We start from the raw sequence: 18,845 nt of genomic DNA, 5'->3' as shown, positions 1-18,845 counted from the left end.
CTGCTATCCGGCACATTCTGTTATATGTTTATCTGAATCAAGCATCAATATGCATGGTCATCATTCTTTATCTCATCCGCAGTAATAGATTTGCGGTCTATAGCACGCCATGCATAAATTATATAAGCCAAAACAAACGGAACAAGAATTGACACATATGCCATGGTCTTGAGAGTGAACAGGCTGGAGCAGCTGTTTGATATCGTAAGCGAACTCTGCAAATCAGTCAACGACGGATAATATGCCGTATTGTTATACCCTGCAACAAGCAACAAAGAAAGGACTGTCAATACTGTTCCTATACCGGAAAACCATATACCTTTCTTATATGTTGAAACCAGGATGCTCTTGCCAAGACCGTACAACACGCATACTACACCTGCAAGGAACAATACAAGAAGATATGGCATATCAACGAAATTGTTGAAATACTTATAAGGTTCCATCACTATCGTCTGGGTTTCCGGATTTACGGCAAATCCGTCTTTCAGCAATGTGCGTATCACGTATGCCAGGAAAAACAGAAGGAAAGGCACCGCATCGGAAATCAGCTGTCGGCGACAACGGGTATTTATCGGTTCATTATCTATATTATTGATGAAATACATTCCTCCAAGAAGTCTTGCCAGGAAGAACACTGCCATTCCGAGCACCAGATTCCATGGCTCGGCAAAGGCGTCAAGCCCGTGCCATCCGTTTGACCATGTGCTGATGACAGGCATACCAAGTTCGGTAAGATTATCCTTTGTCACTTCGAAGTTTGAGCCATAGAAGAATGTTGACACAGCCATTCCGAGTAGCAGAGGTCCCATCACACCGTTCAGCATAAGGAAGTATCTGTATGTACGCTGCCCCAGCAGATTGCCCAGCTTGGACTGAAACTCATATGATACCGCCTGAAGCACGAAAGTGAAAAGTATTATCATCCAAAGCCAGTATGCTCCTCCGAAACTTGTACTATAGAATAATGGGAAGGATGCGAAGAATGCACCTCCGAAGGTTACAAGCGTAGTAAACGTGAACTCCCACTTTCTGCCTGTAGAGTTTACAAGCATCTTTCTCTCTTCTTCGGTCTGCCCTATACGGTAAATCAAAGAATTGCCTCCCTGCACGAACAGCAGGAACACCAGTATTGCACCCAGCAGTGACACGATGAACCACCAATAGTGCTGTAAGAATATATATGTAGATTCCATATCAAATGTAAATAATATTTATCAAAACAATATAGTGTTATTTCTCCTCCGGACCGTGTTTAATAGCCTTGAGCATTATTCCTATCTCTGCTATCAGAAGAACGGTGAACATGATTAGGAATATGAAGAATGTGGTCTGTACAGAACCGGTCTCTAGTTTGGATATTGCCGCATCAACAGGAAGCATATCCTGAATAGTCCATGGCTGACGTCCCACTTCGGCAACTATCCATCCTGCCTGACTGGCGATATATGCCAGAGGAATACTCCACACTCCCAGCCAAAGCAGCCAGTTGTGATAATCTACATTGCAGGTTTTCTTCCATGTGAGGAACAGAAGGACAGCAAACAGAACAATGAAATACATTCCAAGACCTACCATCACACGGAATGACCAGAACATAAGATTTACGTCTGGCACAAGCGTAGATGTATCCTTGATATATCCGTAACCGAAATATGGCATATTCTCGTTAAGCAGACTAAGCGAGGTTTCCATCTCAGCCGAATTTCCATCTTTTTTAGCCTGTCTGTAGTCGGCCAAAGCCTTGATTGCAATCTTTCCACGTTCCACCTTTTCATCTACTGAAAGAGCTTTTGTTCCGTCGGCAAGCTTGTATCCGCCTTTCATTATATCATTTATACCTGGAACAAAGCCGTCTGTACTGTGTGTGGCAAGAACCGAAAGCATTTCAGGTATTTCCACAGGACCAACAACCGTAAGAGGAGCATGCGCACTTCCGTCATAGAGGGCTTCCATTGACGCAAGTTTCATAGGCTGCACCTGAGCCACCTGATATGCCGACTGGTCGCCTGTTGCTGCAGTCACAATAGATGCAAACAGACCTACGGCAGAAGCTACCTTTATGCTTGCCTTGGCAAATTCTTTTTCACGTTTTTTTATAAGATACCAGCAGCTTACTCCCACAACAAAAACAGCTCCTAAAATCCAGCTGCTTATAACTGTATGGAAGAACTTTACTACTGCTACAGGCGAGAATGCTACGGACATAAAATCTACCATCTCATTACGCATGGTATCCGGATTGAATTCCATTCCTACAGGATATTGCATCCACGAATTTGCAACCAATATCCACCATGCCGAAATCGTAGCTCCAAGTCCGGTGAGCCATGTAGATGCAAGGTGGAAGCGGCGGCTAACCTTCTCCCATCCGAAGAACATAACTGCTATGAATGTAGCCTCCATAAAGAATGCCAGTATTCCCTCAATCGCCAACGGGGCACCGAATATGTCGCCCACAAACCATGAATAATTACTCCAGTTGGTTCCGAACTGGAACTCAAGAATAAGTCCGGTGGCAACACCGACGGCAAAGTTTATTCCGAAAAGTTTCATCCAGAACTTGGCTGTACGTTTCCAGAACTCATTGCCAGTACGATAATAAACAGTTTCCATTGTTCCCATTATCACAGCCAGACCGAGTGTGAGAGGAACAAACAGCCAGTGATACATGGCCGTCAGGGCAAACTGCGCCCTAGACCAGTCAATCAAAGAAGTGTCAATAGCTTCAATCATAAAATAAAGTTTTATTAAGTTAGTTTGATCAATTATTTCGCATAAGAGTCCGATGCCCGTATAATCAGTTCATTGCCTACATAATCCTGTTTTTCCTCCGCAGTCTTGTCTTTCAGAAAAGAAGGGAAAAAGAACAGTTTGATTATAAAGAACATCACAAACAGTTTCACCAGTATTATGAACCAAAGCACACGTCCTGTAGTCATAGACCTGAAACCGTCTGCATAAAATCTATAAATTCCTATTATATTCATAATTAATAAGCATATATTTTTATAATGATTACAAAGTAAATGATTTATCGTGAAAAATCAAGGTTTGGTCCACATATTTCTTTGCCAAATCTATCTTTTTTGCCTCTATATTATATAAGGAATAATTTTGCCTCAGAAAAGAATTAAAGATAACAGTAAAAAATGAGACAAAGGGATTTATTCATTATCGCAGTCCTAAGTTCAAGCACAGGACTATATGCTCAGGATAACAAGACCTGGAGCCTGCAAGACTGCATTGACTATGCTCTGGAGAAAAACATACAGCTGCAGCAAAACAAACTTTCGCTGGAAGAAGCTGATGTGGATGTGAAAACTGCAAAGGCATCACTGTTTCCAAGCCTGTCTTTCTCTACAGGACATAATCTGGTGAACCGTCCGTATCAGGAAACAAGTGCAACCGTAAGCGGAACTGAGATTATCACCAGCGACAACAATAACACATACAACGGGAGCTACAGCCTCAGCGCACAATGGACACTGTGGAACGGAGGACAACGACTGAACAACATCAAGCAGCAGAAGGCAAACAAAGAAATAGCCGGGTTGTCAGTGGCCGAAACAGAAAACATGCTGCAAGAGGAGATAACGAAACTATTCGTGCAGATTCTATATGCCAACGAATCGGTAGAGATAAACAAAAACACACTGGAAGTGAGCGAAGCTACATACAAGCGTGCAGTAGAGCTGTTTAACGAAGGAAGTCTGTCGAAATCGGATGTGGCCCAACTGGAAGCTCAGGCCAGCAACGACAAGTATCAACTGGTAACAGCGGAAAGCACACTGAGAAATTACAAACTCCAACTAAAACAGCTCTTGGAACTTGACGGTACTACAGAAATGGTTCTTGACATACCGGAACTGAAAGATGAGGATGTTATGGCTGTTTTGCCCAACCAGATAGACGTTTACAATACAGCACTGACATCAAGACCTGAAATACAGAGCAGCAAGCTGAGCATAGACAATGCCAAGCTTGGTATAAAAACAGCTAAGGCCGGGTACCTGCCTACAATCAGCCTATCGGCCTCAACATCAAGTATGACAAACAATGCCAGCACAAACAACTGGGCAGAACAGATGAAATACGGATGGAACAATATGATTGGTATCAATCTGAGTATTCCTATATTCAACAACAGGCAGACTAAAAGTGCAGTACAGAAAGCGCAGATTACATACAGTTCATCACAATTGGACCTGATAAACAAACAAAAGGAACTTTATTCCACTATAGAAAGTTTATGGCTGGATGCACTGAATGCACAGCAACAATATGAGGCAGCCAACAGCAAGCTACAAAGCTGTCAGACCAGCTTCGATATAGTGAACGAACAGTTTAATCTCGGCATAAAGAATACAGTGGAACTGCTTACTGAAAAAAATAATCTGCTGAGCGCACAGCAGCAGCGAGTTCAGGCCAAATACATGGCTATACTTGACAGAGCGCTGCTTGATTTCTATGCAGGAAACGACATAAAGCTTTGACACAGGCAATTTAAATTATAAACAAAAAGAAAATCGGAAAAACAACTAAATATGAAAAAGAAGAAAGTTTTCATCATCGCAGCTGCTATAATAGTGCTGGCTGGAGCAGGACTGTGGATATTCGGTGGAAAAAAATCAAACCAGACAATAAGTTTCGCCACATCAGCTGTACACAAGGGCACCATCAGCAATTCAATTACAGCTACAGGTACTATAGAACCTGTCACTGAAGTAGAAGTAGGTACTCAGGTATCAGGTATCATAGACAAAATTTATGTTGATTATAATTCTGTGGTTAAAGCGGGAGAAGTGATAGCCGAAATGGACCGCGTGACACTTATAAGCGACCTTCAGTCAGCGCAAGCTACATACGACGGTGCAGAAGCAGAATATAATTATCAGGAAAAGCTTTACGAAAGAAACAAAACTCTGCACGAGAAACAACTTATCAGTGACACAGAATACGAACAATACGAATATAACTACCGCCGTGCGAAAAGTACATACGACCAGAGTAAGGCAGCACTGGCAAAAGCACAGAGAAATCTGTCATATACTACAATCACATCGCCTATCGACGGTGTAGTGACAAGCCGCGAAGTGGAAGCCGGACAGACTGTGGCTTCAGGTTTCGAAACTCCGACTCTTTTCACAATAGCAGCCGACCTTACAAAGATGCAGGTAGTGGCAGATGTAGATGAAGCTGACATAGCAGGAGTAAAGGACAGTGCAAGAGTTACATTTACGGTAGATGCCTATCCGAATGACGTGTTCGAAGGAAGAGTAAAGCAGATCCGTCTGGGAAGTACAAACAGTACAAGCTCATCTACAAGTACTACATCTGAAACCGTTGTGACATACGAGGTTGTAATCACTGCAGACAATCCTGACCTGAAACTGAAACCAAGACTGACAGCAAACGTGACAATCTTCACAGATACACGCGAGAATGTTCTTGTAGTTCCGAACAAGGCCCTCCGATTTACACCTGACAAGAAGCTGGCAGGAGGAAAGACAATAAATGACTGCAACTCGCCAAAGAAAGTATGGACAATGGATGCTACATCACTGACTGCACACCCTGTCAAGACCGGTATGAGCGACGGTTCTAACACTGAAATAGTTTCAGGTATCAGCGAAGGTACTGAAATCATTACAGAAACAATAGTAAAAGGTGAAATGCCGGAAATGGTAGAGACAGGCGGCGAACAGAATCCATTCATGCCAGGCCCTCCGGGAAGAAACAAGAAAAAATAATCTCAACAATAAAGGATTAATCACCATGAGCAAGACAGTAATCGAATTACAGAATATAAAACGAAACTTCCGTGTGGGAGACGAAACGGTACATGCGCTCAGGGGAGTATCGTTCAGCATTAAAGAGGGCGAGTTTGTCACCATCATGGGTACATCAGGCTCAGGTAAATCTACTTTGCTGAACACACTTGGATGTCTGGACACACCTACAAGCGGCGAATATCTTCTGGACGGAGTATCTGTGAGAACAATGAGCAAACCTCAGAGAGCTATACTGAGAAACAGAAAAATAGGTTTCGTATTCCAGAACTATAACCTTCTGCCTAAAACAACTGCAGTAGAAAACGTAGAGTTGCCACTGATGTATAACCCGTCTGTATCGGCAGCCGAAAGACGCAGAAGAGCCATTGAAGCTCTGATAGCCGTGGGACTGGGCGACAGACTGGAGCACAAGTCGAACCAGATGTCCGGAGGACAGATGCAACGTGTAGCAATAGCCAGAGCACTGGTAAACAATCCGGCCGTAATTCTGGCGGACGAAGCTACCGGTAACCTTGACACACGTACATCGTTTGAGATACTTGTACTTTTCCAGAAACTGCATGCCGAAGGAAGGACTATAATATTCGTTACACACAATCCTGAACTGGCAATGTACAGCAGCCGTAACATTCGCCTGCGCGACGGACATGTGATTGAAGATACCGTAAACAACAATATCCTCTCGGCAGCAGAGGCACTTGCCGCACTGCCAAAGAATGATGAGGACTGATGCGGAACAATAAAACATTTTTACAATGAACGGAACAAATCTTTTTAAAATAGCTATCAGAGCACTGTCCAACAACAAGCTTAGGGCATTCCTTACGATGCTTGGCATAATAATAGGTGTAGCGTCGGTGATAGCCATGCTGGCAATAGGACAAGGCTCAAAACGAAGCATTCAGAAACAAATCTCGGAGATGGGTTCGAACATGATCATGATCCATCCGGGAGGTGAAATGCGAGGAGGAGTAAGACAGGACGCTTCATCCATGCAGACTCTGAAACTTGAAAATTACGAAACACTGAGAGACGAATGTGTTTTCCTATCTGATATCAGTCCTAACGTATCTGCAAGCGGACAGCTTATATCAGGAGCCAACAACTACCCGTCGTCTGTAAGCGGCGTCAGCATAGGATACCTAAACATCAGACAGCTGAAAATAGAACAAGGCGAAATGTTTACGGAAGAAGATATACGCACAGCAGCAAAAGTTTGCGTAATAGGTTCAACAATCGTTGAAAATCTGTTTCCGGACGGTGCCGACCCTATAGGTAAAGTAATACGATGCAATCAGGTTCCACTCAGGGTTATAGGTATTCTTGAATCAAAGGGATACAACTCAATGGGTATGGACCAGGACGATGTAGTGCTGGCACCCTACTCTACCGTGATGAAACGTCTTCTGGCACAGACATATCTGAGCGGAGTTTTCGCATCGGCACTGACTGAGGACATGACAGAGGAGGCGGTTGACGAAATAACAAATATACTTCGCCGAGAACACAAGCTGAAAGAAAACGACGACGACGATTTCACAATAAGAACGCAACAGGAGTTAAGTTCCATGCTTAATACAACTACAGACCTGATGACGACACTTCTGGCCTGCATTGCAGGGATATCACTAGTAGTGGGTGGTATTGGTATTATGAACATCATGTATGTTTCAGTAACCGAACGTACCAGAGAAATCGGTCTGCGAATGTCAGTAGGGGCAAGAGGTATCGACATTCTGTCGCAATTCCTTATAGAATCAGTACTGATAAGTATCACCGGAGGATTGATTGGCGTAATACTGGGATGCGGTGCATCATACATAATAAAGACAGTAGCCAACTGGCCGGTATATGTTCAACCTTGGAGTGTTCTCCTGTCGTTTGCAGTATGTACATTCACCGGTGTTTTCTTCGGATGGTATCCGGCAAAGAAAGCCGCATGTCTTGACCCAATAGAAGCGTTGAGATACGAATAACTTAGAAACAACTTCATTCTATAAATCAGGAACTTCTTTGTTCTTCATAACTTTGGTTTCCTTTTTAGCAGTGCTGCCGGTACTTCGAGAGAAGTACCCCAGTACTGCTTTGGATTATAGAAAGTTTGCAAGACTAATAACATTCTACTATATTTGTAAGAACACAATATAAATCGTAAAAACCTATGACACACACAAACCGCAACAACAGATTGTTGGAAATATCAATACATGCATTCTGCTGGATATTGTTTTTCGGTTTTCCGATAATAATGACGCAAGGTGATAACGGAAGCATAGACTGGAAAGCTTTTATGCGGTTTATCATTGTTCCGGCATCATTATTTGCCATATTCTATATAAACTATTTTCTGTTGATTCCGAAACTTCTTTTCAACGAGCATAAGAGAAAGTTTCTGGCATTCAATGCTGTTTTGACAATACTACTATCACTTGCCATCAGATGGTGGAATGACATGCATGTTCCTGGCCCTCCACCTGATATGTTCAGACACAACCCGCCTTCACAGATTGTTTTCATGATTAGGGATATAGCCAGCATGATCTTTTCTGCAGGGCTAAGTGTGGCCATAAGGCTAAGTATAAAATGGAACGAAACCGAACTGGCAAGACGTGAGGCCGTGAAAAGCATGACAGAAGCAGAACTTAAAAATCTGAGAAACCAGCTCAATCCTCATTTTCTGCTTAACACTCTGAACAATATTTATGCCCTTGTTGTAATAGATACAGACAAGGCACAACAAGCGATACAGGAGCTTAGCAAACTGTTGAGATATGTACTATACGACAATCAATCGATGTATGTACCTCTGAAAAAGGAAACAGACTTCATCAAAAACTATATCGAACTGATGAGGATACGTGTTTCGGGAGACGTAAACATAGAGACCAATTTCAGGATAAAGGATAACAGCCAGACTCCGGTCGCTCCACTTATCTTCATATCTCTGATAGAAAATGCATTCAAACATGGGATTTCGCCTACGGGAGAAAGTTTCATTAAAATAACCATAGAGGAAAACGAGGAGTACATTATCTGTACTATACAGAACAGCAATCATCCTAAATCGACAACCGACAAGAGCGGTTCAGGTATAGGACTTGAGCAGGTCAGCAAAAGACTTGAACTGTTGTACCCAGACAAGCATGAATGGAAATGCTGGCTTAGCGATAACGACAAGGTTTACAATTCATGCATCAAACTAAAAATATAAACTTATCACACTATATAATTATGACTATAAGGTGCGCAATAATAGACGACGAGCCTCTGGCTTTGGGACTGATAGCAAGCTACGTCAAGAAAACGCCATCGCTTGAGTTGTGTGGGACTTATTCAAGTGCAGTACAGGCAATGAACGAACTGCCTAACAATCCGGTTGATCTTCTGTTCCTGGATATACAAATGCCGGACCTCAACGGACTGGAATTCTCAAAGATGGTTCCCGAAAGAACAAGGATAGTATTCACTACAGCTTTCGAACAGTATGCGATAGACGGATACAGAGCAAATGCACTCGACTATCTGCTCAAACCTATCAGCTATGCCGATTTCAGTGAGGCAGTGGGTAAGGCTATGGAATGGTTTAATTTGAAACTAAAAGCAGAAAGCGAAAAAACAAACTTTCAACCGGAAAGTTCTGAATATATTTACGTAAAAAGTGATTATAAGTTAATACAAATTGAGCTGGACAAAATACTATATATCGAAGGGCTGAAAGATTATGTGAAAATATATACAGAAGAAAATTCCCGTCCTATATTGTCGCTTATAAGCATGAAAGCACTGGAAGAAAGGCTTCCTGCTGAGCGTTTTTTACGTGTTCACCGTTCGTTTATAGTGCAAAAATCAAAAATAAAAATCATCGATAAAGGACGTATTGTTTTCGGTAAAGAATACATTCCAATATCGGAAACTTACAAAACAATGCTACAGGATTATGTTAATAAACATATTATATAATAAATAAGTTTCATTTTCAACTTTTTTATTTATTTGCCTGGGAAAAAAGCTTTTATTTTTTTGTTTTTGCTAATAAAAAACATATATTTGCAAGTGAATAAAGAACAGAAGTTGTGAAACTTCTCATTTAAATAGTTTAGTTAAGTCTAGTTTAGTTTTTGTGTTGTGATACTCTTATCAATAGCGATTGGTAAGAGTATCTTTTTTATTATTGATTATCAATGTATTACATCATAAAAAAGATACCTTCCGAACTTCTCTATAAGCAAATCAGTAACAAGAAAATGAAGAAAAAACGTCACTTTTGACGGTATTTTATTCCACTTTCATTCCAGTCGCATTCCAGTGGATTTCCAGTCCAGGAATATCTACAGCGCGGATTTGAAAGCTGAAAAGAAAAATTTCATTCCACTTTTTAAGTCAAAACCAAAAAATAAAGAGATTATGGCTAATTTTTTTGTTACTATCGTACCGAACCTAAAACTGAAGAGCGGAAGCCACACGATCCGTATTGCTGTTACCCATTCGGGACAAACCCGTTACATTCCAACAAATGTCATTATCGAGAACGAATCTGAATTCAAGAACGGTAAAATCATCAAGCGACCAGACAAGGATGCGCTGAACTTAAAGCTGAAGAAAACACTGAGCATGTACGAAGAGAGAGCAGATCAAATACAATACATTGACGTCCTCTCCTGCTCTCAACTGGTTCAGATACTCAAAGGTCCGGCAATAGGAGAAAAGCACAGGACATTCGCAGACATCGCAGACGAATACCTTTCACAGATAGATGAGGACGAAAGAGCAAAATCATACAAGTTGTACAGTCTGGCAATAAATAAATATCTGTCCTATGCCGGAAACAATTCCCTCATGGAACAGGTAACACCTTTGCGCATCAACAACTATATCCTGGCACTCCAAAAAAGCAAACTATCACACACAACAATAAATATTTATATTACCCTGCTGAAAGTGATAATCAACTATGCTAAGAAAATGAGATACGTGAACTTTGAGGTGGACCCGTTCATCACAGCGAAAGTTCCGTCAGCAAAGAAACGTGATACGTCAATCACAATAGAGCAATTGAAACGAATACGTGATGCCAAACTAGACAGTCATAACATGCTTGTCATTCGTGACATCTTTATGCTTACATATTACCTTGCCGGAATGAATCTGGTAGATATGTTAGACTACAACTTCAAAAATGCTGTAGAAGTCAAATATGTGCGTAAAAAGACCAGGAATACGAAAGAAGGTGATGCAGTCGTGAACTTTACCATTCCTGATGAGGCTAAGCCTATCATCGCACGCTACATGGATAAAAAGTCCGGAAAACTGGTGTTCGGAAGATACTCAAGCTATGAGAGCTGCTACAATGTACTGGCACGAAAAATAAAAAAACTGGCAGAGGTCGGAGGTATAGACCATTACTTCACTCTTTACTCCGCACGCAAGTCATTCGTTCAGCACGGCTTTAACCTCGGCATACCTCTATCCACACTGGAATACTGCATCGGGCAATCCATGAAGGAGGACAGACCGATATTCAACTACGTATCCATCATGAAGGAACACGCCGACAAAGCAATCAGAAAAATTCTTGATAATCTGCTGTAAAAAACATCGTTTTTATTTGGATGATATGCAAATGCTTATTATCTTTGTAATGTCAAACAAAGAGTTATTCACTTAATTAAAACAACATGAAAAATGAAGAAAGAAAAAAGTTAGAAAAAGAGTACGATAACTTAAAACTACTCATTGAATTTCACTCCACATACGGAGTTATCGAGAACAAATCGGAATATGAACAAATGATTAACGATATTCTCGACAGGATGAACGAAATCCGAAAGACTTTAGAAAAAGAGTAACAAACAGCCCTCCCAATCGGGAGGGCATTAAAAATAATGATATGGATAATATGGATAAATATCTTCCTAACGCAGACATGCAGGCTGCATTTGAGAAGTTCAAAGGGCTAAAGACTGTTGAGGAGAAACTTGCCTTCCAAAAGGAAATGCAGGAAAAGCTATCTTCAATGAGTGAAGAGGATAGAAATAAGTACATCGCAGACTCTAAGGCTGGACTGAAAGCTACAGTTGAGGCCTGTGAGGATTTTATCACAAGGGCGGAAGAAACTATACTAAAGGAAAAACTTGGTGATCTTCCTGATATAATTTCATTCAGCTACATAGCAAAGAAATACTTCGGTAAAAGCCGTAACTGGCTGTACCAGCGCATAAATGGATATACGGTAAATGGTAAGCCGGCTAAGTTCACACAAAATGAATTTCAGACTTTCCTGAACGCACTGGAAGATATCAGTAATACAATAAAGAATACTTCGGCTTCGCTTAAATTTAATTAAGTGACTTTGTTTGACACGTCCCCGCATTAAGCCGATGCGGGGATTTTTTGTATATACAAAATAATATCGTATATTTGCAGTGCCATAATGATGGGCAGTGGCCCTGATTTTGGTTTGACTTTTGGTGAGGGGGTGGTTCCCCTCACTTTTTTTATGCCCATACCGAACTAATCATAACCTATATCAGTAACTATAGATGTAACTGGCAGACGGGATGATTAGTGATGATGAGGCTCAGTTACAAAAAAGGCAGGGGAATTATCCTCTGCCTTTAATCATATTACATACCCATTCTGATAGATTTTTCGGATTAGCAGCTTTAATGATATCTACAGTCTCCTTGTCGAAGGAAATAGTAGCCTTCATTACAGTACCGCGTGTTGGACGCCGTGGGATTCCAGCCGCATCAAGTATTCTGTATATGGTCTGTTCTGACCTTATACCAGTAATAGACATTATCTCTTTAATCTTGTGATTGCCTTCTCTATATAGCTTCTCGCACAATTCTTGCTGTTCCAATGTTATCATGTCCTCTTTCTTATATATTCAGATGCAGCCCGAAGTGCACCTGATAGTTTATTCTTGTCACAAGTGTCCTGTATCTCTATAGTGAACTTAGGGAATTTGTTACGGATAAGCAACAAGCGGTCGCCTTCATCGTCCTCTCTCAGCTCAAACGTTGGAGTGGGCATGGCTATCGAATACCAATGGCTGTACATGTAATCACCCATAGCAGCAAGCACCCTTGCCAACTCGCTGGCAATGTAATCGGGTTTGCCGTTAAACTTGCTATCTTCTAAGATAGTCACATTCTGCGTTTCATTGAACCGATGCTCCTCGAATTGAATAACTACGAGCGCATCTACATCAGTAAGCACCCACCAATTTGGGCGAGTGCCTTGCTCTAACTTATATCTTTTCATGATTATAATAACGAATCTTCTTCTTCAATCTCGAATATCCTGCTGTCGTAATCGTAGCGTCTCGTGCCATCTGAAGCTGTAGCCATTGCGCCCCTGTTCTGGCAAACTGCAATACCCCAGTTGGGTGCGTAATAATCGCTATTATCTTCGTTATACATTGCCAGTAATTTCTTATAGGCTTCTTTAAGAGTCAAGCCCTCTGCAATCGTAATTTGTGATTTGCCGTTGAAAGTGCTATCTCTCTGTGCTATCCAACCGTTTGTGCGTCCAATAATTCTGTAAGTAGTTGCCATAATAGTGTACAGTTTTACGTGTGTCTCACGTTCTATGTTGTTCTTTAATTACTCTACAAAGATAAGTGTTTTATTTGAATTATCAAAATAAAATCATCTTTATTTTGATTTTAACAACAAAAAAATCCCCAGCTTCGCAGCCGGGGACAAACCTTAATTTAACCTCTTAATTATAAACCTTATGACAAAAGCCAATATACAAATACATATTATTCCTATTGCCCAGCCTCCGACATCTAGCCGGAACTGTTGCCAGCGAGTTAGCTCCTTCTCAACAGGATATGGGACTTTTTCCTTTTTGGAAACAACCACTTCCTTAGAAGGCAGATACACTGTATCAGGTTGAGTTCTCATCTTGGCAAGCAGATTCCCAAGACTGTCAATGGTAAACATTGCCTGGGCGTTCTTACTGTTGGCTATATCAAGCCAATTGAGCACTAACCTACCGTTTTCATCACATTCGAGTAAGGCTCGAATAGTTGCGCTATCCGGTGGAAGTTGCACCTCTACAAGTTTCTCTACAATTATACTGTCGTTCTGTGACTCAACTGGAACATATTTCGTGCTTCTGCAGGAGTACAATCCAGCTACAGTAAAAATGATGCACATGAAGGGAGCTTGAAGAATAAAGCTGCTTATCCATCTCATTATCTTATCGTAAATCATGGCTTGACTACAATTTCGGGGATGAATGGATATTCAGAACGTACATCGAAACATGGACACATTTTGGTCCATTCGTTCGGTTCTACGATACCGTCATTGTCAAGATCTGGCGATGTGTCACGGTGTCCCAGTACTTCGACAATCTGATACTTTGCACACAATTCTTTAATCAGCTTAGCGAGAGCTTCCTTCTGCGCCGGTGTACGGGTGTCGGCTGCCTTACTGTTTGCATCCAGTCCGCCGATGTAGCAGATACCGATACTATGTTTGTTATAGCTTACACCACTAAAGCCTTTACTGTTACAGTGTGCCCCATCAATCGTCAAGCTCCTACCAACCTCTATCGTACCATCGAGCCGGATAATGTAATTATACCCTATCGTCTGAAACCCACGCTGCAGATGCATCTGTGTGATTTCCTTTTTACCTATATCTTGTCCTGCTCTAGTGGCTGAACAGTGAACTACTATCGCATCAATCTTGTTCATCTTTCTTTCCTTTCTCTTTAGTTACTTCTTCAATTATTTCCCCGGCTGTAGCATACTTTTTTTTAATATACCCAACCAACAGCCGTTTTATTGATACTTTATTCTTTATACCATGTATTGCACAAATGTGGTCGGCAATGCTATCGAACTCAAACACAAAAGCTAAACCCAGACCACACATAGAGCTAATCGTATAAGAACAGATACCTACAGGCTGTAGTATGGCTATACCAAACATAAATCCAAGAACCAGGTACGAATTATACTCTATAAACTTACACATGGTACGTCTGCCAGCACGGGAGAAACGAAAGTCTTCGCCACGTTTGACTACGCTGTCGATAATACCAAGGATGAAGTCTGCAATTATCATTACGACAATAAACACTAACATCCAACGAAGTTGGAATACCACCTCCTTTATCTCTCCAATAAAAGAGTAAGCCCCAGCAACTGCTAATTGTGGAGCTATAATGTTAAGTATTCTCTCCATCAATTCAAATGTTTATCAGTCCAACCCTTTGCAAGCCAACCTAAGTACACCCCGAACAAGAAAGCTCCAGTGCTAACAATACTCGCCCAAAATGGCACATACTGGTAGTAGGCAAGCAAACCTACTATCACGACTATAACAATAGCCATCACAATCATCTTTTTCTTCATAATTATAAAATTTAAGAGTAAACTATATTGATAACTGATTAAACAACACTCCTACTGCCACAGCTGCATATATCCACAAACAACCAGCCATAGCCCATACAATATCCATCCAGTCCACTTTTGCATCAAAAGCATATTCTTTGATAACTGAAACCAAAAGAACCACTACCGCACCTATCGTAGGAACAGCAACGGCAGTCCAATCGAATACGGCGTCTTGAATAATAAAAACAAAACTGAACAAGGCACATATTAATGCACCAATAACATGGTGTAGAATCTTATCCACACCAACTTTCGCTAAGAAATCGTCTAATACTTTCATGCTTCAAATTTTTAGAATTAAACAAAAAAAGCCCCCAGAAGTACTTCTTACAGAATGATGCTTACAGATTTGAAACAATACTCAGTGCTCCAAATCAACTCCTACAAAGATATAATTATTAGTTTTCGATTTACAAAAACAAGGAAATCTCATGTTCAATACAAAAGCACAAATATATTTGTTATTCTCTGATTATCAGAATAGTAGTATAATGATTTGTTCAATGATTATTTGGAAATACAATTCATAGTATATACTTTTGAAATAATTATAAAAATATATAATATGGAAAAAGTAGCATTATTAGGCACAACATTCTCAATCAATGGTAAGGTGCATGATTTAATCATCGGCGTTTATGACTTATCTGTACTATCTTCAGAAAAGATAATAGACATTAAAAAGAAAAGTATAGAAAAATATAAGTTTTGGCATGGTATCTCAAGTAAAGTAGATTGGTTTACCTGAAGCATTAAGACTCAAAAAAAATGCCGTTACCCCTATGAAGGTAACGGCGTAACATTGTCTGTATATACAATTTTTGAAAGTGTAGAACTTAAAGAAATAATATTTATTTGCTCATGAAATTAAATTCGTAAGCAAAACTGTATAAACCATTCCAAAAGCAATCACCTCCGCCCAAAACAGAGGTTTGCACTTTACAAAACTATACCACAAATCACCATCCCATACTTGCCTTAGGCGAATACCTACATACGCTAACCACGCAATCCATACAAACAATACCCATGGTAGTGTTAATGCAACCCAAACCTGACTACATAACGCTGCTATGGTTGTAGCGACAATATGTAATGGTCTATCCATACCTGCCTTAAAATTCGGAGCAACACCAACAAAGCATAGTCCTGAACACATCAAGAATGCCAAGAACTGATAACTTTCCGGAGTGCGTTCGAGAATTGCCGGCATGAGCAACAACGCAGAACTTATCATACTGAAACCAAACCATACCTTGTGATCAAGACTGTAAAAAGTGTCGCTAATAGAATATGGTATTCCGTTACGGAATATCATCACCCCCACATAAGATGTGATGATAGCTAAAGACAGAAATATTAGTATCATGATATTTGCAGATTTAGTTTTTCCGGATATCCGGACGTGATATCATAAGCATTAATCTCTTCAACAGATTGTAAGGCCTGTACTTCTGCCTTTTTCCGCTGCGTGACAGCCAAGGCATCACCGGCATAAACTTCAAGTTTTGCAAGCAAATCAAGAGCCAGGTCACATGATACAGTAATAGGTAGAATAGGCTCTTCTTCAGTCCATAGTGTTACCTCATCTCTACCTTCCTTGACTGACGATTCTACGAGATTTCTGATCGTAGTTCGTTTGTCGGCCTTATACCACATGCCGATACCGTTCAGATAGAACTCTTCAACAGCCTTGGATTTGTCATACATATCAATCTCGGAGATTTTACGCTGACGGGCAACAGTCAGTTCATCGCATTCAAGGCTACTGCGAACCCACTCTGTGAACTTGTCATAGGCAAGTACATCAGCATCATTGGAATCTGACCTGAACTTATTCGCAAGATTACCAAGGAAAATGTTATAATCTTCAGATGATTGAAGATTATAAGCAGACATAACTGCAGAAGCAACAGCTTTATCTACAGAATAAGGTTTGCTTACTCTGACCGGGAAAGCTTCAGTTATGTTCTTTTCCGTTTCATCCTCAAGGATGGTAGCCTGTTTATGACCGATAAAATAAGTTTCAAACTTACCTTCATCCAGTTTGAAATAAACTCCATTTCTCCATGTAGATTTATTCTTATTTATGTCCTCATCCATTTTAGAAGGGACTTGGACGTAATTAATTGATATCATTATTCGATATAATTTAACTGATTAGTTGATCCTTTAAAAATGTATCCGCACTGATTTTCTATCTCAGCGTCCTCGAGAGGAAGAATATTGGCCTTGCCAAACTCCTTTTCACACATACTGATGAACTGGATAATACCCTGATAGTTACCATGAAACTCCCGGGCTACTATCTTACCTGTTTTTTCGCCTTCAATTATTTCTTCAAAACCGACAAGACACTTTATCCAGTTCGCTTCCTTCTGAGAATTATACCTTATCTCATAATCATAAATTGTAATTTTCTTGTTAATCAATTCCTTAATCTCAATGTTCCGTGCATCCAGGTGCCTGTTAATCTTAATTTTCGACGTTAGATTAGTAAGTTTCATTTTTTGCTCAATTTTATTCATTATACGGAAAGAGTCTGAATGCTGCATTATACCGAAGTATGATGCCCAGCTTTCATCTCTTCTACATCTGTTAGCGCGTTTCAATATATCCTTGCGAATGGTAGTATAACCTTTATTGTGGTCACTGATTTTCTTATCAGGATTCCGATGAAAAACAAATCCGCAAAAGTCACATGGTTTGTCCATAGGTGCAATTATAATAGAATGTCGCTTAGCACGTATGCCAAGTTCATACCACCAATAATTCTTGATACGCCACATTGCCTGCTGTGCTTCTTCTTTGGTCTCAAAAGCAAGGAAACAATTGTCTGCATATCTTACAGAAAATCTTGTCATCGATTTGACAAGATAATCAAACCACAGCATCATGATATGATGTATCAATGGACTTGTCGGTGTGCCAATAGGCAGTTTACCATCAACGAACCCCACACCAATCGCAAAATCAATCAGTTTCTTATCTGCACATATTCTTTTAAAGATTCTGCGGAAAGTCTTTTCTGTTATATGATCGTAACACTTCCTCTGGTCGATAATAAGATAATAATTCAAGTTCCTGCAATCATAGAAATAGTGCTTTAACCGCTTTACGGCTGATTTACTTTTGACCTTGGCAGTTATGCCAAAACCAGGTTTGCAGTTAACACCATTCAGGTTGTCACGCTTGAAATAATAATCCTCTACCTTATTAAGGAAAAGGTGCTGATAAATCCTTGTACGTAATGAAGGACTTTGCAAGTGTCTTAACTTACCATTGTTATTAACTTTGTCGAGAGACCTGTAACTTAGCATTTCTCTCCATGTACCATTTTTCAGGCGGTTAAACATGTCATTACAATTGTAATGAAACTCCTTAACAAACCGTCTGACATCAGACTTGGCCGAATGTCCTCTGAATGCTCGATAGGCAGCAGATTCGGTGTCCTCTAATGTAATTCCGTCGAAAATTTCTTTTAATTTTTCCATTTTTCAAGCCGGGCTTTAATTGATGGCCGGAGCCATCGTCTTTCTCAAAAAAAGACTTGTCTTATAAATTCATCACTTCTGGATGCGACAGGACAGCTTCCTTCATTTTATCTTTAAAAAACCTATTTGGGCAGA

At 40.4% G+C, this 18,845-nt stretch carries 24 protein-coding genes; 10 read left to right on the top strand and 14 right to left on the bottom strand.

The features are described from left to right. Nucleotides 1-44 precede the first annotated feature (44 nt). Genes NW213_RS02020 through NW213_RS02010 form a run of 3 tightly spaced genes read right to left on the bottom strand, consistent with a single transcriptional unit; the run spans nucleotide 45 to nucleotide 2,990 of the window. The gene (locus tag NW213_RS02020) at nucleotides 45-1,196 is read right to left on the bottom strand and encodes a cytochrome d ubiquinol oxidase subunit II (protein ID WP_258321676.1); all 1,152 of its coding nucleotides are present in this window, start codon (nucleotides 1,194-1,196) and stop codon (nucleotides 45-47) included. A gap of 37 nt (nucleotides 1,197-1,233) precedes the next feature. Further along, complete coding sequence (locus tag NW213_RS02015) at nucleotides 1,234-2,736, bottom strand: cytochrome ubiquinol oxidase subunit I (RefSeq protein ID WP_258321675.1); 1,503 nt, start codon at nucleotides 2,734-2,736, stop codon at nucleotides 1,234-1,236. Nucleotides 2,737-2,768: 32 nt separating this feature from the next. Beyond that, nucleotides 2,769-2,990: a DUF4492 domain-containing protein gene (locus tag NW213_RS02010; protein WP_204393294.1), complete on the bottom strand. Its 222-nt coding sequence runs from the start codon at nucleotides 2,988-2,990 to the stop codon at nucleotides 2,769-2,771. A 162-nt stretch (nucleotides 2,991-3,152) separates the two neighbouring features. Here NW213_RS02010 and NW213_RS02005 point away from each other — a divergent pair, with 162 nt between their 5' ends. The 9 genes from NW213_RS02005 (at nucleotide 3,153) to NW213_RS01965 (ending at nucleotide 12,138) form a co-directional block, all read left to right on the top strand. Further along, complete coding sequence (locus tag NW213_RS02005; RefSeq protein WP_258321674.1) at nucleotides 3,153-4,496, top strand: TolC family protein; 1,344 nt, start codon at nucleotides 3,153-3,155, stop codon at nucleotides 4,494-4,496. 51 nt (nucleotides 4,497-4,547) lie between these two features. Next, complete coding sequence (locus NW213_RS02000; RefSeq protein ID WP_154043580.1) at nucleotides 4,548-5,753, top strand: efflux RND transporter periplasmic adaptor subunit; 1,206 nt, start codon at nucleotides 4,548-4,550, stop codon at nucleotides 5,751-5,753. 25 nt (nucleotides 5,754-5,778) lie between these two features. Continuing rightward, complete coding sequence (locus NW213_RS01995) at nucleotides 5,779-6,525, top strand: ABC transporter ATP-binding protein (protein WP_204393290.1); 747 nt, start codon at nucleotides 5,779-5,781, stop codon at nucleotides 6,523-6,525. A 25-nt stretch (nucleotides 6,526-6,550) separates the two neighbouring features. Continuing rightward, entirely contained in the window at nucleotides 6,551-7,771 is a 1,221-nt protein-coding gene (locus NW213_RS01990; protein WP_258321673.1) for an ABC transporter permease, read from the top strand. A 185-nt stretch (nucleotides 7,772-7,956) separates the two neighbouring features. After that, entirely contained in the window at nucleotides 7,957-9,006 is a 1,050-nt protein-coding gene (locus NW213_RS01985; RefSeq protein ID WP_235340222.1) for a sensor histidine kinase, read from the top strand. Between the two features lie 20 nt (nucleotides 9,007-9,026). Continuing rightward, on the top strand, nucleotides 9,027-9,755 hold the full coding sequence (locus NW213_RS01980; RefSeq protein ID WP_258321672.1) for a LytTR family DNA-binding domain-containing protein: 729 nt from the start codon (nucleotides 9,027-9,029) through the stop codon (nucleotides 9,753-9,755). A gap of 444 nt (nucleotides 9,756-10,199) precedes the next feature. Continuing rightward, on the top strand, nucleotides 10,200-11,384 hold the full coding sequence (locus tag NW213_RS01975) for a site-specific integrase (RefSeq protein WP_258321671.1): 1,185 nt from the start codon (nucleotides 10,200-10,202) through the stop codon (nucleotides 11,382-11,384). Nucleotides 11,385-11,470: 86 nt separating this feature from the next. Further along, the gene (locus NW213_RS01970; protein WP_258321670.1) at nucleotides 11,471-11,641 is read left to right on the top strand and encodes a hypothetical protein; all 171 of its coding nucleotides are present in this window, start codon (nucleotides 11,471-11,473) and stop codon (nucleotides 11,639-11,641) included. Between the two features lie 41 nt (nucleotides 11,642-11,682). Then, nucleotides 11,683-12,138, top strand: coding sequence for a DUF5053 domain-containing protein (locus NW213_RS01965; protein ID WP_258321669.1), 456 nt, complete (start codon nucleotides 11,683-11,685; stop codon nucleotides 12,136-12,138). 258 nt (nucleotides 12,139-12,396) lie between these two features. Here the strand turns inward: NW213_RS01965 and NW213_RS01960 are convergent, their stop codons facing one another. The 8 genes from NW213_RS01960 to NW213_RS01925 all read right to left on the bottom strand — a co-directional run bounded on the left by NW213_RS01960 (nucleotide 12,397) and on the right by NW213_RS01925 (nucleotide 15,496). Continuing rightward, nucleotides 12,397-12,666: a hypothetical protein gene (locus NW213_RS01960; RefSeq protein WP_258321668.1), complete on the bottom strand. Its 270-nt coding sequence runs from the start codon at nucleotides 12,664-12,666 to the stop codon at nucleotides 12,397-12,399. Next, a complete protein-coding gene (locus tag NW213_RS01955) occupies nucleotides 12,663-13,061 on the bottom strand; it encodes a hypothetical protein (RefSeq protein WP_258321667.1) in 399 nt (132 codons plus the stop codon). Before NW213_RS01955 ends, NW213_RS01960 begins: the two co-directional genes overlap by 4 nt. A 2-nt stretch (nucleotides 13,062-13,063) precedes the next feature. Next, nucleotides 13,064-13,354 (bottom strand): hypothetical protein, encoded by a 291-nt coding sequence (locus NW213_RS01950; RefSeq protein ID WP_258321666.1) that lies wholly within the window; start codon nucleotides 13,352-13,354, stop codon nucleotides 13,064-13,066. 153 nt (nucleotides 13,355-13,507) lie between these two features. Then, on the bottom strand, nucleotides 13,508-14,020 hold the full coding sequence (locus NW213_RS01945; RefSeq protein WP_258321665.1) for a hypothetical protein: 513 nt from the start codon (nucleotides 14,018-14,020) through the stop codon (nucleotides 13,508-13,510). Continuing rightward, entirely contained in the window at nucleotides 14,017-14,508 is a 492-nt protein-coding gene (locus NW213_RS01940) for an N-acetylmuramoyl-L-alanine amidase (protein ID WP_258321664.1), read from the bottom strand. Before NW213_RS01940 ends, NW213_RS01945 begins: the two co-directional genes overlap by 4 nt. After that, the gene (locus NW213_RS01935) at nucleotides 14,495-15,001 is read right to left on the bottom strand and encodes a hypothetical protein (protein ID WP_258321663.1); all 507 of its coding nucleotides are present in this window, start codon (nucleotides 14,999-15,001) and stop codon (nucleotides 14,495-14,497) included. Before NW213_RS01935 ends, NW213_RS01940 begins: the two co-directional genes overlap by 14 nt. Then, complete coding sequence (locus NW213_RS01930; RefSeq protein WP_258321662.1) at nucleotides 15,001-15,171, bottom strand: hypothetical protein; 171 nt, start codon at nucleotides 15,169-15,171, stop codon at nucleotides 15,001-15,003. The genes NW213_RS01935 and NW213_RS01930 overlap by 1 nt, the downstream gene beginning before the upstream one ends. A gap of 22 nt (nucleotides 15,172-15,193) precedes the next feature. Continuing rightward, the gene (locus NW213_RS01925) at nucleotides 15,194-15,496 is read right to left on the bottom strand and encodes a hypothetical protein (protein WP_258321661.1); all 303 of its coding nucleotides are present in this window, start codon (nucleotides 15,494-15,496) and stop codon (nucleotides 15,194-15,196) included. A gap of 285 nt (nucleotides 15,497-15,781) precedes the next feature. Here NW213_RS01925 and NW213_RS01920 point away from each other — a divergent pair, with 285 nt between their 5' ends. Then, entirely contained in the window at nucleotides 15,782-15,964 is a 183-nt protein-coding gene (locus NW213_RS01920) for a hypothetical protein (RefSeq protein WP_258321660.1), read from the top strand. Between the two features lie 111 nt (nucleotides 15,965-16,075). On the opposite strand, the gene NW213_RS01915 is transcribed toward NW213_RS01920, so the two are convergent. The 3 genes from NW213_RS01915 to NW213_RS01905 are packed head-to-tail and all read right to left on the bottom strand — an operon-like array spanning nucleotide 16,076 to nucleotide 18,710. Further along, nucleotides 16,076-16,585 carry a glycosyl transferase gene (locus NW213_RS01915; protein ID WP_258321659.1) on the bottom strand — a complete coding sequence of 170 codons (510 nt, stop codon included), beginning with the start codon at nucleotides 16,583-16,585 and terminating at the stop codon, nucleotides 16,076-16,078. Beyond that, a complete protein-coding gene (locus tag NW213_RS01910; RefSeq protein ID WP_258321658.1) occupies nucleotides 16,582-17,355 on the bottom strand; it encodes a hypothetical protein in 774 nt (257 codons plus the stop codon). Before NW213_RS01910 ends, NW213_RS01915 begins: the two co-directional genes overlap by 4 nt. Continuing rightward, nucleotides 17,355-18,710 carry a reverse transcriptase domain-containing protein gene (locus tag NW213_RS01905; protein WP_258321657.1) on the bottom strand — a complete coding sequence of 452 codons (1,356 nt, stop codon included), beginning with the start codon at nucleotides 18,708-18,710 and terminating at the stop codon, nucleotides 17,355-17,357. Before NW213_RS01905 ends, NW213_RS01910 begins: the two co-directional genes overlap by 1 nt. Nucleotides 18,711-18,845 lie beyond the last annotated feature (135 nt).

It is taken from the genome of Bacteroides sp. ET336, assembly GCF_024733815.1.
Classification (GTDB): Bacteria; Bacteroidota; Bacteroidia; order Bacteroidales; family Bacteroidaceae; genus Phocaeicola; species Phocaeicola cellulolyticus.
Note: the sequence above shows the minus strand (reverse complement) of the source record. Positions and strands in the feature narration are given on the sequence as shown.

Bases quoted from the DNA above. Each gene is read 5' to 3' on its own strand.
- NW213_RS02020 (WP_258321676.1), bottom strand. From the start codon at position 1,196: ATGGAATCTACATATATATTCTTACAGCACTATTGGTGGTTCATCGTG.
- NW213_RS02015 (WP_258321675.1), bottom strand. From the start codon at position 2,736: ATGATTGAAGCTATTGACACTTCTTTGATTGACTGGTCTAGGGCGCAG.
- NW213_RS02010 (WP_204393294.1), bottom strand. From the start codon at position 2,990: ATGAATATAATAGGAATTTATAGATTTTATGCAGACGGTTTCAGGTCT.
- NW213_RS02005 (WP_258321674.1), top strand. From the start codon at position 3,153: ATGAGACAAAGGGATTTATTCATTATCGCAGTCCTAAGTTCAAGCACA.
- NW213_RS02000 (WP_154043580.1), top strand. From the start codon at position 4,548: ATGAAAAAGAAGAAAGTTTTCATCATCGCAGCTGCTATAATAGTGCTG.
- NW213_RS01995 (WP_204393290.1), top strand. From the start codon at position 5,779: ATGAGCAAGACAGTAATCGAATTACAGAATATAAAACGAAACTTCCGT.
- NW213_RS01990 (WP_258321673.1), top strand. From the start codon at position 6,551: ATGAACGGAACAAATCTTTTTAAAATAGCTATCAGAGCACTGTCCAAC.
- NW213_RS01985 (WP_235340222.1), top strand. From the start codon at position 7,957: ATGACACACACAAACCGCAACAACAGATTGTTGGAAATATCAATACAT.
- NW213_RS01980 (WP_258321672.1), top strand. From the start codon at position 9,027: ATGACTATAAGGTGCGCAATAATAGACGACGAGCCTCTGGCTTTGGGA.
- NW213_RS01975 (WP_258321671.1), top strand. From the start codon at position 10,200: ATGGCTAATTTTTTTGTTACTATCGTACCGAACCTAAAACTGAAGAGC.
- NW213_RS01970 (WP_258321670.1), top strand. From the start codon at position 11,471: ATGAAAAATGAAGAAAGAAAAAAGTTAGAAAAAGAGTACGATAACTTA.
- NW213_RS01965 (WP_258321669.1), top strand. From the start codon at position 11,683: ATGGATAATATGGATAAATATCTTCCTAACGCAGACATGCAGGCTGCA.
- NW213_RS01960 (WP_258321668.1), bottom strand. From the start codon at position 12,666: ATGATAACATTGGAACAGCAAGAATTGTGCGAGAAGCTATATAGAGAA.
- NW213_RS01955 (WP_258321667.1), bottom strand. From the start codon at position 13,061: ATGAAAAGATATAAGTTAGAGCAAGGCACTCGCCCAAATTGGTGGGTG.
- NW213_RS01950 (WP_258321666.1), bottom strand. From the start codon at position 13,354: ATGGCAACTACTTACAGAATTATTGGACGCACAAACGGTTGGATAGCA.
- NW213_RS01945 (WP_258321665.1), bottom strand. From the start codon at position 14,020: ATGATTTACGATAAGATAATGAGATGGATAAGCAGCTTTATTCTTCAA.
- NW213_RS01940 (WP_258321664.1), bottom strand. From the start codon at position 14,508: ATGAACAAGATTGATGCGATAGTAGTTCACTGTTCAGCCACTAGAGCA.
- NW213_RS01935 (WP_258321663.1), bottom strand. From the start codon at position 15,001: ATGGAGAGAATACTTAACATTATAGCTCCACAATTAGCAGTTGCTGGG.
- NW213_RS01930 (WP_258321662.1), bottom strand. From the start codon at position 15,171: ATGAAGAAAAAGATGATTGTGATGGCTATTGTTATAGTCGTGATAGTA.
- NW213_RS01925 (WP_258321661.1), bottom strand. From the start codon at position 15,496: ATGAAAGTATTAGACGATTTCTTAGCGAAAGTTGGTGTGGATAAGATT.
- NW213_RS01920 (WP_258321660.1), top strand. From the start codon at position 15,782: ATGGAAAAAGTAGCATTATTAGGCACAACATTCTCAATCAATGGTAAG.
- NW213_RS01915 (WP_258321659.1), bottom strand. From the start codon at position 16,585: ATGATACTAATATTTCTGTCTTTAGCTATCATCACATCTTATGTGGGG.
- NW213_RS01910 (WP_258321658.1), bottom strand. From the start codon at position 17,355: ATGATATCAATTAATTACGTCCAAGTCCCTTCTAAAATGGATGAGGAC.
- NW213_RS01905 (WP_258321657.1), bottom strand. From the start codon at position 18,710: ATGGAAAAATTAAAAGAAATTTTCGACGGAATTACATTAGAGGACACC.